Source organism: Citrobacter sp. NCU1 (genome assembly GCF_010231475.1).
Classification (GTDB): domain Bacteria; phylum Pseudomonadota; class Gammaproteobacteria; order Enterobacterales; family Enterobacteriaceae; genus Citrobacter_D.
In genome coordinates, this window is the sequence record NZ_NRDO01000004.1 from 80851 (window position 1) to 95744 (window position 14894).

The 14894-nt window shown below is 50.3% G+C and carries 10 protein-coding genes and 1 pseudogene; 5 read left to right on the plus strand and 6 right to left on the minus strand.

Features of this window, described 5'->3' with window-relative positions:
* Positions 1-66: 66 nt before the first annotated feature.
* From uraA to CJP72_RS01175, 3 genes are all read right to left on the minus strand, one after another.
* Positions 67-1356 carry a uracil permease gene (gene uraA / locus CJP72_RS01165; RefSeq protein WP_162379080.1) on the minus strand — a complete coding sequence of 430 codons (1290 nt, stop codon included), beginning with the start codon at positions 1354-1356 and terminating at the stop codon, positions 67-69.
* 86 nt (positions 1357-1442) lie between these two features.
* Positions 1443-2069, minus strand: coding sequence for a uracil phosphoribosyltransferase (gene upp / locus CJP72_RS01170; RefSeq protein WP_162379081.1), 627 nt, complete (start codon positions 2067-2069; stop codon positions 1443-1445).
* A gap of 223 nt (positions 2070-2292) precedes the next feature.
* Complete coding sequence (locus tag CJP72_RS01175) at positions 2293-3723, minus strand: 6-phospho-beta-glucosidase (RefSeq protein ID WP_162379082.1); 1431 nt, start codon at positions 3721-3723, stop codon at positions 2293-2295.
* A gap of 286 nt (positions 3724-4009) precedes the next feature.
* Between CJP72_RS01175 and purM the strand changes: the two genes are divergently transcribed.
* From purM to ppx, 4 genes are all read left to right on the plus strand, one after another.
* Complete coding sequence (purM, locus tag CJP72_RS01180) at positions 4010-5047, plus strand: phosphoribosylformylglycinamidine cyclo-ligase (RefSeq protein WP_162379083.1); 1038 nt, start codon at positions 4010-4012, stop codon at positions 5045-5047.
* Entirely contained in the window at positions 5044-5685 is a 642-nt protein-coding gene (gene purN, locus CJP72_RS01185; RefSeq protein ID WP_162379084.1) for a phosphoribosylglycinamide formyltransferase, read from the plus strand. The genes purM and purN overlap by 4 nt, the downstream gene beginning before the upstream one ends.
* 211 nt (positions 5686-5896) lie before the next feature.
* Positions 5897-7963, plus strand: a complete 2067-nt coding sequence (ppk1, locus tag CJP72_RS01190) for a polyphosphate kinase 1 (protein WP_162379085.1) — start codon at positions 5897-5899, stop codon at positions 7961-7963.
* Positions 7964-7967: 4 nt separating this feature from the next.
* Positions 7968-9509 carry an exopolyphosphatase gene (ppx, locus tag CJP72_RS01195; RefSeq protein WP_162379086.1) on the plus strand — a complete coding sequence of 514 codons (1542 nt, stop codon included), beginning with the start codon at positions 7968-7970 and terminating at the stop codon, positions 9507-9509.
* A gap of 3 nt (positions 9510-9512) precedes the next feature.
* Here ppx and CJP72_RS01200 read toward each other — a convergent pair whose 3' ends face one another.
* Together CJP72_RS01200 and CJP72_RS25345 are read right to left on the minus strand one after the other, a co-directional pair.
* On the minus strand, positions 9513-11756 hold the full coding sequence (locus tag CJP72_RS01200) for a bifunctional diguanylate cyclase/phosphodiesterase (protein WP_162379087.1): 2244 nt from the start codon (positions 11754-11756) through the stop codon (positions 9513-9515).
* Positions 11757-11988: 232 nt separating this feature from the next.
* Positions 11989-12081: pseudogene (locus tag CJP72_RS25345) on the minus strand (hypothetical protein); the annotation flags it as partial.
* 28 nt (positions 12082-12109) lie between these two features.
* Between CJP72_RS25345 and CJP72_RS01205 the strand changes: the two are divergent.
* Positions 12110-12301 (plus strand): DUF2633 family protein, encoded by a 192-nt coding sequence (locus CJP72_RS01205; RefSeq protein WP_162379088.1) that lies wholly within the window; start codon positions 12110-12112, stop codon positions 12299-12301.
* Between the two features lie 129 nt (positions 12302-12430).
* Here the strand turns inward: CJP72_RS01205 and CJP72_RS01210 are convergent, their stop codons facing one another.
* Entirely contained in the window at positions 12431-14875 is a 2445-nt protein-coding gene (locus tag CJP72_RS01210; RefSeq protein ID WP_162379089.1) for a trimethylamine-N-oxide reductase 2, read from the minus strand.
* Positions 14876-14894: the final 19 nt, after the last annotated feature.

Here is a 14894-nt window from a genome sequence, read left to right on the forward strand (position 1 = left end):
CGCAGTGAGTTTACCACAGAATTCCGTCGCGATAGAACCGGGCAGCATCGCTGCCCGGACAGAGATTTAGTGCTGAGGACGATCCGCATCCTGCGCATCCAGTACGACTTCTTCCGGACGTAACAGCGAAATCACTTTGAAAATCAGGCTCAGGCCAATCCCGACAATGGTGGCCAGCGCCATACCTTTCAGCTCTGCCGCGCCAATGTGCACCTTCGCGCCACTGACCCCGATGATCAGAATGACCGAAGTCAGGATCAGGTTTTGTGCTTTGTTGTAATCGACTTTTGATTCAATCAATACGCGGATACCCGATGCGCCGATCACCCCGTACAACAACAGCGACACGCCGCCCATTACTGGTAGTGGGATAATCTGAATGGCGGCCGCCAGTTTACCCACGCAGGAAAGCAGAATCGCAATAATGGCTGCGCCGCCAATAACCCAGGTACTGTACACACGTGTAATCGCCATTACGCCGATGTTCTCACCGTAGGTGGTGTTTGGCGTGGAGCCAAAGAACCCGGAGATGACGGTCGACAGACCGTTGGCAAACATTGAGCGGTGCAAACCCGGATCGCGGATCAAATCTTTCTTCACGATATTCGCCGTGACCACCAGGTGACCCACGTGTTCGGCAATCACCACCAGCGCCGCGGGCAGAATAGTCAGAATGGCAAACCACTCAAAACGCGGGGTATAAAAGGTCGGTAGCGCAAACCAGTGTGCCTGCGCAATCGGCGTGGTATCCACAACCCCCATCGCAAACGACAGCGCATAACCCGCCAGCACGCCAATCAGAATCGGGATGATCGCCATAAAGCCACGGAACAACACAGAACCGAATACCGTTACCGCCAGGGTAACCATAGAAATGATGATAGTTTTCGAGTCCGGCGTTTGGCCTTCGGCAGGCAGTAATCCCGCCATCCCTGCAGCGACACCCGCCAGCTCCAGACCGATGACGGCAACAATGGCACCCATCGCCGCTGGTGGGAACATCACATCCAGCCAGCCGGTCCCCGCTTTCTTCACAATAAATGACACCAGGCAGAACAGTACGCCGCACATAATAAAGCCGCCTAATGCGACTTCATATCCCAGAGGCAGCAACAGCAGAACCGGAGAGATAAAGGCAAAGCTTGAACCTAAATAGGCAGGAATCTTGCCTTTACAAATAAAGAGGTACAGTAAGGTGCCAATGCCGTTAAACAGCAGAACAGTGGCTGGGTTAATATGAAACAAGACTGGCACCAGCACGGTTGCGCCAAACATGGCGAACAAGTGCTGCAAACTAAGCGGGATCGTCTGTAAAAGCGGCGGTCTTTCACTCACCCCGATAGCACGGCGCGTCATAGTGTTTTCCTCTGAGTGTTGTATGTTATTGATGTTTTATTCAAAAAAAAGCCGACTCTAAAAGTCGGCTCTTTTTATTTTTTCGTTTACTTCGTACCAAAGATCTTATCGCCGGCATCGCCGAGGCCCGGAATAATGTATCCGTGCTCGTTGAGTCCCTGGTCAATTGACGCCGTGTACAGCTCAATGTCCGGGTGCGCTTTTTCCAGCGCCGCGATACCTTCCGGTGCCGCAACCAGGACCAACACCTTGATGCTGGAGCAACCGGCTTTCTTCAGCAGGTCGATGGTGGCGATAACAGAACCACCGGTTGCCAGCATCGGGTCAACGATCAGCGCCATACGCTCGTCGATGTTGGAAACCAGCTTCTGGAAGTACGGTACCGGCTCCAGCGTCTCTTCGTCACGATACATGCCCACGACGCTGATACGCGCGCTCGGCACGTTTTCCAGTACGCCGTCCATCATACCCAGGCCTGCGCGCAGGATCGGCACAACGGTAATTTTCTTGCCTTTGATCTGGTCAATTTCTACCGGGCCGTTCCAGCCTTCGATAGTGACTTTTTCCGTCTCCAGACCCGCAGTGGCTTCATAAGTCAGCAGGCTACCAACTTCGGAGGCGAGTTCACGGAAGCGTTTAGTGCTGATGTCGTGCTCGCGCATCAGGCCCAGCTTGTGTTTGACGAGTGGGTGTTTCACTTCCACAATCTTCATTCTCTTTCTCCTTTCAATAGGGCAGCCACAAAAAAAATCGACGGATTATACCGCCATTCTTTTAGTGGGCAACATTTTTTTACTTGATGTTGATCAAGCATAGGAGGGGTTATCGTGAATAGAACAAATATTCGACAAACACTTTTCTCAGCGTCAGTCTGCACTCAGCATGGAAAACGAAAAGAGGGAGCGGCCAACCAGGGCTGGCCGCTATCTGCGCGGATTACAGTTTTTCACCGTTAGATGCAATCACTTGCTGATACCAGGCAAATGATTTTTTGGGATGACGTGCTAATGTCCCGCTACCGTCATTATTTTTATCAACATAGATAAAACCGTAACGTTTCTTCATCTCACCCGTCCCCGCAGAAACTAAATCAATGCAGCCCCACGGGGTGTACCCCATGAGATCGACGCCATCTTCCACCACCGCTTTTTTCATTTCACGGATATGCGCGGCCATATAATCAATACGGTATTGATCGTCTACAGAGCCATCGGCCTGTTGGACATCAATCGCGCCAAAGCCGTTTTCGACGATAAATAGCGGTAGCTGATAGTGATCCCAGAACCAGTTCAGCGAATAACGCAGCCCCACCGGGTCAATCTGCCAACCCCAGTCGGACTTCTGCACATACGGATTAGAGACCAGACAGGTACTTTCGTCGTAGTTCAGTTGCGGGTTATCCGCCGTCGCTTTGGTGGCGAACGACATATAGTAGCTGAAACCGATATAGTCGACGCAGCCCTGCGTCAGCGCCTGCTTATCATCTTCGGTGATATCCAGCGTAAAACCACGGCGCGCGAAGTAGTTCAGCAGATGCTGCGGATATTTCCCGCGCACATGTACATCGGTGAACCAGTAACGGCGATGCATGGCGTTCATCGCCATCATCATGTCGTTTGGCGCGCAGGTCAGCGGATAGATTGGGCACATGGCGATCATGCAGCCGATTTTCAGTGACGGATTAATGTCACGCCCTGCTTTCACCGCCAGCGCACTGGCCACCAGTTCGTAATGCGCCGCCTGGAACATCACGGGCTCGCGGTCTTCACCCGGCTGGTATTTCAGGCCAGAGTTGGTAAAGGGCGCAAAGTCTTCGTGGAAGTTGGCCTGATTGTTGATCTCATTGAACGTCATCCAGTATTTCACTTTGTGCTGGTAGCGTTTGAAAACCACCTGCGCAAAGCGAACGAAGAAGTCGATGAGTTTACGGTTGCGCCAGCCGCCGTACTCCGTCACCAGGTGATACGGCATCTCGAAATGCGACAACGTAATGACGGGTTCAATACCGTGTTTCAGACATTCGTCAAAGAGATCGTCATAAAACTGCAGACCCGCTTCATTCGGCTGGGATTCGTCGCCCAACGGAAAAATACGCGTCCAGGCGATAGAGGTGCGAAAACATGTAAATCCCATCTCAGCAAACAGCGAGATGTCGTCTTTGTAGCGATGATAGAAATCGATGGCTTCGTGATTGGGGTAATTCTTACCGGGAATGACGCCGGGGGTTATCTCTCTGGGAATACCATGCGCTCCTGCGGTCATGACATCCGCCACGCTGACGCCCTTTCCCCCTTCCTGCCAGCCGCCTTCTAACTGGTGAGCCGCCACTGCGCCTCCCCACATGAAATTCGCTTTAAATCCAGACATATCATTCCCTCATTAATCGCAATTGGCTGGCCGCAGTCACAGGCCACACTCACAGAAACCGGTTTCATAACGATACTGTGCATTTATCAGACGAGTTTCAAGCACGAGAATGAAACCGGGTTCATTTTCGTGGCACAGTTCAAATAACCAGAATTCCGAGGGTGTAATGCTGAAAAAATCAGCAGTTATATGTCGATGCAAAGCAGGCTCGCAAACGTTTGCTTTCCCTGTTAGAATTGCGCCGAATTTAATTTTCACCGCAAGTAAACGCGTGGGGACCCAAGCAGTGACCGATAAAACCTCTCTTAGCTATAAAGATGCCGGTGTTGATATTGACGCGGGCAATGCTCTGGTTGATCGAATCAAAGGCGTAGTGAAGAAAACCCGTCGTCCTGAAGTGATGGGCGGTCTGGGTGGCTTCGGCGCGCTGTGCGCATTGCCGCAAAAATATCGTGAGCCTGTACTGGTTTCCGGCACTGATGGCGTAGGGACAAAACTGCGTCTGGCAATGGATTTAAAACGTCACGACACGATTGGTATCGATCTCGTGGCGATGTGCGTCAACGATCTGGTGGTTCAGGGTGCAGAGCCGCTGTTTTTCCTCGATTACTATGCCACCGGCAAACTGGATGTCGACACGGCCTCCAGTGTGATAGGCGGTATTGCCGAGGGTTGTCTGCAATCTGGTTGCGCGTTGGTTGGCGGTGAAACCGCTGAAATGCCGGGGATGTATCACGGTGAAGATTACGACGTGGCCGGGTTCTGCGTTGGCGTGGTCGAAAAATCAGAAATTATCGACGGCTCGAAAGTGGCGGATGGCGATGTGCTGATAGCGCTGGGTTCCAGCGGCCCGCACTCCAACGGTTACTCTCTGGTGCGTAAAATCATTGAGGTCAGCGGTTGCGACCCTGAAACGACAGAACTCGAAGGCAGACCGTTAGCCGACCATTTACTGGCACCAACGCGTATCTATGTGAAGTCAATTCTGGAACTGATTGAACAGGTTGATGTACACGCTATCGCGCACCTGACAGGCGGCGGTTTCTGGGAGAATATCCCACGCGTGCTGCCCGACAACACACAGGCAGTGATTGATGAATCGTCCTGGCAGTGGCCGGCCGTCTTTGAGTGGCTGAAAACCGCAGGCAACGTCAGCCAGCATGAAATGTACCGCACCTTCAACTGCGGCGTTGGGATGGTGATTGCCTTGCCGGAAGCGGAAGTCAATAACGCACTCACTTTGCTGAAGGCAAAGGGTGAAAATGCGTGGCGAATCGGTGTCATCAAAGCCTCTGATTCCGAACAGCGTGTGGTTATTGAATGATGAACATTGTGGTGCTTATTTCCGGTAACGGAAGCAATTTGCAGGCAATTATCGACGCCTGCAAAGAGCAGAAAATTAAAGGCACCCTCAGGGCAGTATTCAGCAACAAGGCCGACGCGTTCGGCCTTGAACGTGCCCGGGAAGCAGGAATTCCGGCACATGCGCTGGCCGCCAGTCAATATGCCAACCGTGAAGCGTTCGATCGTGAACTGATGCGGGAAATGGATGCTTATGCCCCCGATGTAGTGGTACTGGCCGGCTATATGCGAATTCTCAGTCCGGCGTTTGTCGCGCACTACGAAGGTCGTTTGCTCAACATTCACCCTTCTCTGCTGCCGAAGTACCCAGGCCTGCATACGCATCGTCAGGCGCTGGAAAACGGCGATGAAGAGCACGGCACGTCTGTTCATTTTGTCACTGATGAACTGGATGGCGGCCCGGTGATCCTCCAGGCTAAAATTCCGGTTTTTGAGGGTGATAGCGAAGATGACATCACCGCGCGCGTTCAGGCGCAGGAGCATGCAATTTACCCGTTAGTGGTTAGCTGGTTTGTTGATGGACGTCTTGCTATGCGCGAAAACGCAGCATGGCTTGATGGCATCAAACTCTCTCCCCAGGGACACGCATCAGACGAGTAACGTCTCTCTGTTCCCCGTTAGCCAACACTGGCGGGGAACGGTTCTTGTCTCTCTTGGTTGTCACCCCATCCTTTTCGCAAAAATGCGTTGGTTGCTCACATGCAACAGACGGTTTATTGTCATACTCTTCTGGCGCAGTTGGACATCTGACAGAAATGCTCGCCATAATAACCAGGCAGTGTCCCGTGATTGAAACGGAGTAAAAGTTGTAATGGGTCAGGAAAAGCTATACATTGAGAAAGAACTGAGCTGGTTAGCGTTCAATGAACGCGTACTCCAGGAAGCAGCGGATAAATCAAACCCGCTGATTGAACGGATGCGTTTTTTAGGCATCTATTCCAATAACCTTGACGAATTCTACAAAGTCCGCTTTGCCGAATTAAAGCGTCGCATCATTATTAGTGAAGAACAGGGTTCAAATTCTCATTCTCGTCACCTGTTAGGCAAAATCCAGTCCCGCGTATTGAAAGCCGATCAAGAATTTGACGGCCTGTACAACGAGTTACTGCTGGAGATGGCGCGGAATCAAATTTTCCTGATTAACGAACGCCAACTGTCGGTAAACCAGCAAGACTGGTTGCGCCACTACTTTAAACACTATCTTCGCCAACACATTACGCCGATTTTGATCAACCGGGAGACAGACTTAGTTCAGTTTCTCAAGGACGATTACACCTATCTGGCGGTGGAGATTATTCGCGGAGATACCATCCGCTACGCGCTACTGGAAATTCCTTCCGACAAGGTTCCGCGTTTTGTGAATCTGCCACCGGAAGCACCGCGCCGTCGCAAGCCGATGATTTTGCTTGATAACATTCTGCGTTATTGCCTCGATGATATCTTCAAAGGGTTCTTTGATTACGATGCCCTCAATGCGTATTCCATGAAGATGACCCGTGATGCCGAATACGATTTGGTGCACGAAATGGAATCCAGCCTGATGGAGTTGATGTCTTCCAGCCTGAAGCAACGTCTGACGGCAGAGCCGGTTCGCTTTGTCTATCAACGTGATATGCCCAATGCGCTGGTGGAAGTGCTGCGCGAAAAACTGACCATTTCCCGTTATGACTCGATTGTTCCCGGCGGGCGTTACCATAACTTCAAAGACTTTATTAATTTCCCCAATGTGGGCAAAGCCAATCTGGTCTACAAACCGTTACCGCGACAGCGCCATATCTGGTTCGATAAAGAAAAATTCCGCAATGGCTTTGACGCCATTCGTGAGCGCGATGTACTGCTCTATTATCCCTACCATACCTTTGAGCATGTACTGGAACTGCTGCGTCAGGCCTCTTTTGATCCGAACGTGCTGGCGATAAAAATTAATATTTATCGCGTGGCGAAAGATTCGCGCATTATTGACGCAATGATTCACGCCGCCCATAACGGCAAGAAAGTCACCGTGGTCGTGGAATTGCAGGCCCGTTTCGATGAGGAAGCCAATATTCACTGGGCTAAACGGCTGACCGAGGCTGGCGTCCATGTGATCTTCTCTGCGCCGGGGCTGAAAATTCACGCCAAGCTGTTCCTTATCTCGCGTAAAGAAGGCGACGATGTGGTGCGTTACGCGCACATCGGTACCGGGAACTTCAACGAAAAAACAGCACGTCTGTATACCGACTATTCGTTACTGACCGCTGATGCGCGGATCACCAACGAAGTGCGTCGGGTGTTCAATTTTATTGAGAACCCCTATCGTCCGGTGACATTCGATTACCTGCTGGTTTCGCCGCAAAACTCTCGTCGTCTGCTCTACGAGATGATCGACCGGGAAATTGCTAATGCGCAACAGGGTTTACCATCGGGCATCACACTGAAGCTCAATAACCTGGTCGATAAAGGGTTGGTTGACCGGCTGTATGCCGCCTCCGGTTCCGGCGTGCAAATTAACCTGCTGATCCGCGGTATGTGTTCACTGCTCCCAAATCTGGAAGGCATCAGCGACAATATTCGGGTGATCAGCATCGTGGATCGCTACCTTGAGCACGACCGGGTCTATATTTTCGAGAATGGCGGCGATAAGCGGGTGTATCTCTCTTCCGCCGACTGGATGACGCGCAATATTGATTATCGTATTGAGGTTGCTACGCCGTTGCTTGACCCTCGCCTCAAACAGCGGGTCCTTGATATTATAGACATTCTGTTCAGCGATACGGTTAAAGCGCGTTATATCGATAAAGAACTGAGTAATCGCTACGTACCGCGCGGAAATCGCCGTAAAGTGCAGTCACAATTGGCGATCTATGACTACATCAAATCACTTGAGCAACCAGACTAACGCTATGCCAATACATGACAGGACACCCCGACCGCAGGAATTTGCTGCGGTCGACCTCGGTTCAAACAGTTTCCATATGGTCATCGCGCGCGTTGTGGATGGCGCGATGCAAATTATCGGTCGGCTGAAACAGCGTGTACACCTTGCCGATGGCCTCGGTGAGGACGGCAGGCTGAGTGAAGAAGCGATGGAACGCGGCTTAAGCTGTTTATCCCTGTTTGCTGAACGCCTGCAGGGTTTCGCGCCATCGAGCGTCTGTATTGTCGGTACGCATACGTTACGTCAGGCGCTGAATGCCACTGATTTTCTAAAGCGTGCGGAAAAGGTCATCCCCTATCCGATTGAAATCATTTCCGGTAATGAAGAAGCCCGTCTGATTTTCATGGGGGTGGAACATACGCAGCCGGAAAAAGGTCGCAAACTGGTGATCGATATCGGTGGCGGCTCAACAGAACTGGTCATTGGCGAAAACTTCGAGCCGAAGCTGGTTGAAAGCCGTCGTATGGGTTGCGTCAGCTTCGCGCAGATCTATTTTCGGGACGGTGTAATTAACCCGGAGAACTTCCAGCGTGCGCGGATGGCCGCAGCGCAAAAGCTGGAAACGTTGACCTGGCAGTTCCGTATTCAGGGGTGGAACGTTGCGCTGGGCGCTTCCGGCACCATCAAAGCGGCACACGAAGTGCTGCTGGAAATGGGCGAGAAAGAGGGTGTTATTACGCCTGAACGTCTGGATAAACTGAAAAACGAAGTGCTCAAACACCGCTCATTCGACGCGCTCAGTCTTCCAGGTCTTTCGGAAGAACGCAAAGTCGTTTTTGTCCCGGGTCTGGCGATACTGTGCGGTGTTTTTGACGCATTGGCCATCCGTGAACTGCGACTTTCCGATGGCGCGTTGCGTGAAGGTGTCTTGTATGAAATGGAAGGACGATTCCGTCATCAGGACGTGCGCAGCCGAACCGCCAGCAGCCTGGCGAACCAGTACAATATCGACAGCGAGCAGGCAAGACGGGTGCTGGACACCACGATGCACATGTATGAACAGTGGCAGTCGCAGCAACCAAAACTGGCGAACCCGCAACTGGAAGCTTTATTGAAATGGGCGGCGATGCTGCATGAAGTCGGGCTGAACATCAACCATAGTGGTCTGCACCGTCATTCCGCCTATATTCTTCAACACAGCGATCTGCCCGGTTTTAACCAGGAACAGCAAATGATGATGGCGACATTAGTGCGTTACCATCGTAAGGCCGTAAAACTGGATGATTTGCCTCGGTTTACACTGTTTAAGAAGAAGCAGTTTCTGCCGCTCATCCAGCTATTGCGCCTCGGCGTCCTGTTGAACAATCAGCGTCAGGCCACGACTACACCGCCCACGCTAACGCTGATAACCCACGACAGCCACTGGATTTTACGTTTCCCGCACGACTGGTTCAGCCAGAACGCGCTGGTTTTGCTCGATCTGGAAAGAGAGCAGCAATACTGGGAAACCGTCACCGGCTGGCGTCTGACCATTGAAGAAGAAAGCTCGCCCGAAATTGCAGCATGATCCTCATTCAGGCGCCAGAGTCTGGCGCCTGTTTCTCAACGTGTCTTCCAGTCGCTGCGGCTCCCCTATCAGATACCCCTGCAGATAATCGATACCCAGCGAGCTCACCGCGTTACGTATCTCTTCACTTTCCACGTGCTCTGCCACCACCGACATCTTTTTCATGCGCGCCAGATGGCAAATGGAAGCCACAATCTGATAGTCGAGACTGTTCGAGACGATATTACGAATAAAACTGCCGTCGATTTTGAGAATATTCGCGTTCACGTTTTTCAGGCGCGCATAGCTGGCGTACCCGGTGCCAAAATCATCAATGGCAATCTGGCAACCCAGTTGCTGTAGTTGCGACAGGGTTGCTTGCGCATGCTCGGCATCGACGAGCACATTACTCTCCGTCACCTCAAATATCAGTTGCCAGGCTTCGACCTGATAACGACTCAGCAGCTTATTCACCTCAATGGGGAATCGGGCACGACACATTGATGTAGGTGACAGATTGATGGCAAAACGCTGGGCAGGCATTTTTTCACGATTCACCGCCATAAATTGCAATGTATGTTCAATAACCCAAAGATCGATACTGGAAGACAAACCAAACTCATGGGCGACAGGGAGAAAAATATCGGGATTAATCATCCCGCCGTTCTGATCTTTCAGCCGCAGCAGAATTTCATGATAGACATCACCGCGAACGCCCTGAATGGGTTGAGCCATCAGGCAGAAGCGATCGTACTCAAGCGCCCGCTGCAAAAGATTCATCATCGCCACTTTGTCTTTCAGTCCGCGCTGCAGATTCATGGCGCCACGACGCTGCAGATTCTCTGGCGTATTTGTCACAATCGAAAGTTCGGCAACTGTACTTAATTCACCTAATAACAGATAGATATGGTTAACAGGAGAACGGACATAGCAGTAACTGACCCCAACCTGCGGCTGCACTTGCATTCCATCCCATGCAAATCGAAATTGTTTTATATGGATATCCAGCGCCTCTATCCGTTGCTGGTGGGATTCGGTGTTCAGCCGCAGCACCAAATCATTGCCGGACAACTGAAACACATGCTCATTTTGCGCCAACAAGGGGGAGATCCAGTGGGATAACTGTTGCTTGTATTGAATGCGCAACATAATCCCATAATTTTTAATGAGTAATTCCATTCCTGGCACACGTAAATAACAGAGTGCAGACCAGGGTGCGTTTTTGAGAGCCCGATTCAGAGCGCGTAAATTGGGAAGGTGCACAACAGGATCAAGATAAGCGAGGCGTCGGGCACGGCTACTTACAATCCTCTGGCGCGTCGCCAGTATCGCCATATAATTCACAATAAACGAAAAAACCAGATAGCTCGAAGAAGTAATAGCCAGTTGGTTATCGTATCCGGAATACAACGGCATATAACGGTGATAATAATTTATCGATACTATGAGTAGTATCGCCCATAACGGCGAAATAAATTTATAACCGTAGCGCATTGCCCCCCATAACATAACGGGCAACAGGAGTGACAACGTATAGTTTGTGCTAAGGATTGAGCTATCTTCATTTAAAGGCATGCATAACAAAACCATCAGCATACTCAATACAATCAGCCAGATAGCTATTTCTTTTTTCGTTACTTTCGAATCTATTTGTAGTTTAAGCTGCGAAAAATAACTATATACATAACAAGGATTTCGGATAATACGAATGATTAAATAGCACAGCGGAACCCCCACAAGATTTCCGACCAATAGCGCCTGATAATCAATCAATGCATTGATATTGAAAGGCATGACCCCCATCAGATGGGGTTTGCTGTCATACATTCCAACAAAGGCTGCAAATTGAAATATGACTAAAAAAAGTGATGCCGGGAAAAATACCTGCCAAAACATACGCTGAAAGACTAATCGGACATCGCCATGATAGACTTGCCCACGCCGCGGGGCGAACACGTGATACCCCCCCCAACTGAGCACAACCGTTACCACAAAGTGAATGATAACGGGCAGCGTCTCGTACCATCCTACTTGCGAAAATTTATACCAGAAAATAGCAATTGCAATTCCGGGTAATGCCGCCCACCCGAAAAATAGCATCAGGCTTAACATTAATGCCAGAGGCAGATAAAACAGTACGACATTACCTGTAGCTGTACTTGCAAAGGTATTGGTATTGCTCAATAAGGGTAATAACAAAGAAGGCAAGATGAGAGGCAGTGCCCACCATTTATCTCTGATACGAATATATAATTTTTTAAGGTCCATAGATGCTCAGCAGAACCTTCGTTTCCTGAAGGTTTTATTCAGACAGGCATCCCACCTGACGTCAAAACAATGATGAAAAACTCATCACAATTGTGGAGCATAGATTTTAGTTATCGTCAGCGTGTAACATTTGACTTATGTCAAATAACTTACTTATCACTAATTAATTATTGCTTTATTTCTGCTGTTTTATCATTAAGTTATTATTTATTTAAATATTAAATTTATTTCTCATAACATTAAAGGATGAATTGACTGACGTAATTTTACATAATGAAGAATTGACCATCTCGTCACAGTGTGCCTTAATGTCAGTATCGCCCACGTGTTGGGCCCACCCTAAGGAACCTTTTGTGAGTCAGGCTACCAGTATGCGAAAACGACATCGATTTAACACTCGCATGACCCGTATCGTACTGCTTATCAGTTTTCTCTTCTTTTTTGGACGCTTCGTCTACTCTTCCATTGGCGCCTGGCATCATCATCAGGATAAAAAAGTATCACAACAATCAACTCTGATAACTGAAACGCCATCCCAGTCATAATCTGTTTGCGACTAAAAATTCCCCATGCCGTTGTAATACAATATATTTTTATTTAACCCTGGCATTAGGCCGCAAAAACGGGAGTACGCAGACTCCCGTTTTGTTCAGACAAACACCCCGTGAACCGTTTTATAGGGTGACAATCGCAGGCTCATCAAACGCAGTCAGTTTTGGCGCTTCGCCGGTAAACTTTTCTGCGTAGACCAGTGATGTATTACCCGCGCAGCCGTTCGCCAGTCGGGATGTCGGAATATCAGCGGTAAGTACGTTAGCGCCGCCATTTTTACAGATCCCATTCTCCAGATCCGGCCAGGCCCCTTCATGAATGCAGATAATCCCGGGTTTAATTCCATCACTGACGCGCGCACCTACCAGCACTTGCCCACGGCCGTTCCATACCCGGACCAAATCACCATCGGAAATTCCGCGAGCCTTCGCATCCTCCGGGTGAATTGTCACTGGCTCACGATTGGCAATAGCGTACTCTTTACGCAGTGAAGCGTAATTCAACTGACTGTGCAGACGATGCGCCGGATGTGCGGTCAGCAACTGCAGTTGATCCTTATCCGCTGTGCCTTTCCACTCATCTGGCTCGATCCATGAAGCATGCGGCGGGCAATCTTTGTAGTGATATCCTTCGATCGTTTTCGAGTAGAGTTCAATCTTTCCGCTTGGCGTGCCAAGCGCATTCATCACCGGGTCACTGCGGAACTCAGCGTAGCGAACATACTTGTTGTTCTTCTCGTTCTCACGCATCTCGATCAATTTATTCTGTTGCCAGAAAGCATTGAACTGAGGCATCGCCACACGCTGCGTACGCGCGGCCTTTTGCGCGGCATCATAGAATTGCTTCAGCCACGCCATTTCATCTTTGCCTTCGGTATAGACCGCTTTACCGCCCGCTTTAAGCATCTCCGCCAGATCGGCAAACACGTCAAAGTCATTGCGCGCCTCAAACTGCGGCTCAATAACCTGCTTCATCGGCACCAGATGTTGGTTACTGTAATCCCCGGTCATTGTGAGATCGTTGCGTTCAAACGATGTGGTAATCGGCAGAACAATATCGGCATGTTTGGCAGCCGCAGTCCAGTAACACTCAGAAATGACCACCAGCTCCGGTTTCTGCCACGCTTTAATTAAGCGGTTCGTATCCTGGTGATGTGTAAAGTTCCCACCACCTGCCCACCAGATCATTTTGATCTCCGGGAAGGTTTGTTCTTTCCCATTATGCTGATACTTTCCACCCGGATTTTCGAGCGCTTCAACAATTCTCGCGACTGGAAAACTCGTCACAGCGTCAGAGACAGCCCAGTCATTGCCCGCAGAGGAGCCTCCTTCAATCTGCGCTGAAATTGCAGGCAACACCCCCCCGGTACGCGTCGGATTACCACCATTAGAATAATGATAGGAGAAACCAAAACCCCCACCTTCCGTACCGATTTGCCCCAACATGGCAGCCAATGTCACCAGCATCCAGTGTTTTTGCTCGCCATACTGCTGACGCTGAATGCCCCAACCCGCCATGAGCATCGTCTTATTGCCGGAGAAGATTTCCGCCAGTTTCTCGATTTGCTCTGCAGGCACACCGCATACGCCTGCAGCCCACTCTGCGCTTTTCTCTGTTTTATCACTTTTACCCAGCAGGTACTCTTCAAACTGTGGATAACCGGTCGTGTATTTCTCCAGGAAGGCCTTATCATGCAGACCCTTTTTCACCAGCGTGTGCGCAATGCCCAGCATCATCGCAACATCCGTCCCCATGTGCGGTGCAATCCATGTCGCATTATCACCAAAGAATTCAATGGTTTCAGAACGCATGGGATCGATAGCAATCACGCTCTTCCCGGATTTTTTCAGCAAATTAAAGTATTCAAGTCCCTGTTCGTCAGTACTACTCCAGGCAATTTTTAATGTGTTGAGCGGGTTCATCCCCCACAACACCACCACCTGACTGTGCTCAAGAACCATCGGCCACGTTGTCTGCTGTTCGTAGACTTCCACCGATCCGACGACATAAGGCAGGATCACTTGCGCCGCACCGGTAGAATAATCACCGGTATGGCCTGCATACCCTCCCGCCATACTCATATAACGCTGCAACAGGGTTTGTGCTTTATGCAACACACCGCTGGAACGCCAGCCATAAGACCCCGCAAATACCGAGGCAGGGCCATAGCTACTACGGATCCGGCTGTGCTGCTCATGAATAAGTTTAAGCGCCTGCTCCCAACTCACACGGACAAAAGGATCGCTGCCCCGTTTACCATCTGCCTTTCCTGGATTTTCCAGATAGCTTTTACGCACCATCGGATATTTTATACGCGCGCTGGTATGAACCTGGTCAGGGGCAGTCTGTTGCAATGAATTAGGAATCGTTTTTTGTAATGCCCCTTTCGAAGAGACAACCTTCCCGTCTTTGACTTCAACATAAACAGCCCCCCAGCGCGCCGCCGTCAGAACAGCACCGCCCCCCGAGCCAGCTGCCCAGGCGGGCATCGGGATCATTGAAGAAATCGCCATAGTCCCGGTTGCCGCGCCAGCCGTTTTGATAAAGTCACGTCTTGTGAGTTTCATGATTTCTCCTGATGTTGTC

Excerpts from the sequence above, each read along its gene's own strand:
- uraA (WP_162379080.1), bottom strand. The coding sequence starts at position 1,356 with ATGACGCGCCGTGCTATCGGGGTGAGTGAAAGACCGCCGCTTTTACAG.
- upp (WP_162379081.1), bottom strand. The coding sequence starts at position 2,069 with ATGAAGATTGTGGAAGTGAAACACCCACTCGTCAAACACAAGCTGGGC.
- CJP72_RS01175 (WP_162379082.1), bottom strand. The coding sequence starts at position 3,723 with ATGTCTGGATTTAAAGCGAATTTCATGTGGGGAGGCGCAGTGGCGGCT.
- purN (WP_162379084.1), top strand. The coding sequence starts at position 5,044 with ATGATGAACATTGTGGTGCTTATTTCCGGTAACGGAAGCAATTTGCAG.
- ppk1 (WP_162379085.1), top strand. The coding sequence starts at position 5,897 with ATGGGTCAGGAAAAGCTATACATTGAGAAAGAACTGAGCTGGTTAGCG.
- ppx (WP_162379086.1), top strand. The coding sequence starts at position 7,968 with ATGCCAATACATGACAGGACACCCCGACCGCAGGAATTTGCTGCGGTC.
- CJP72_RS01200 (WP_162379087.1), bottom strand. The coding sequence starts at position 11,756 with ATGGACCTTAAAAAATTATATATTCGTATCAGAGATAAATGGTGGGCA.
- CJP72_RS01210 (WP_162379089.1), bottom strand. The coding sequence starts at position 14,875 with ATGAAACTCACAAGACGTGACTTTATCAAAACGGCTGGCGCGGCAACC.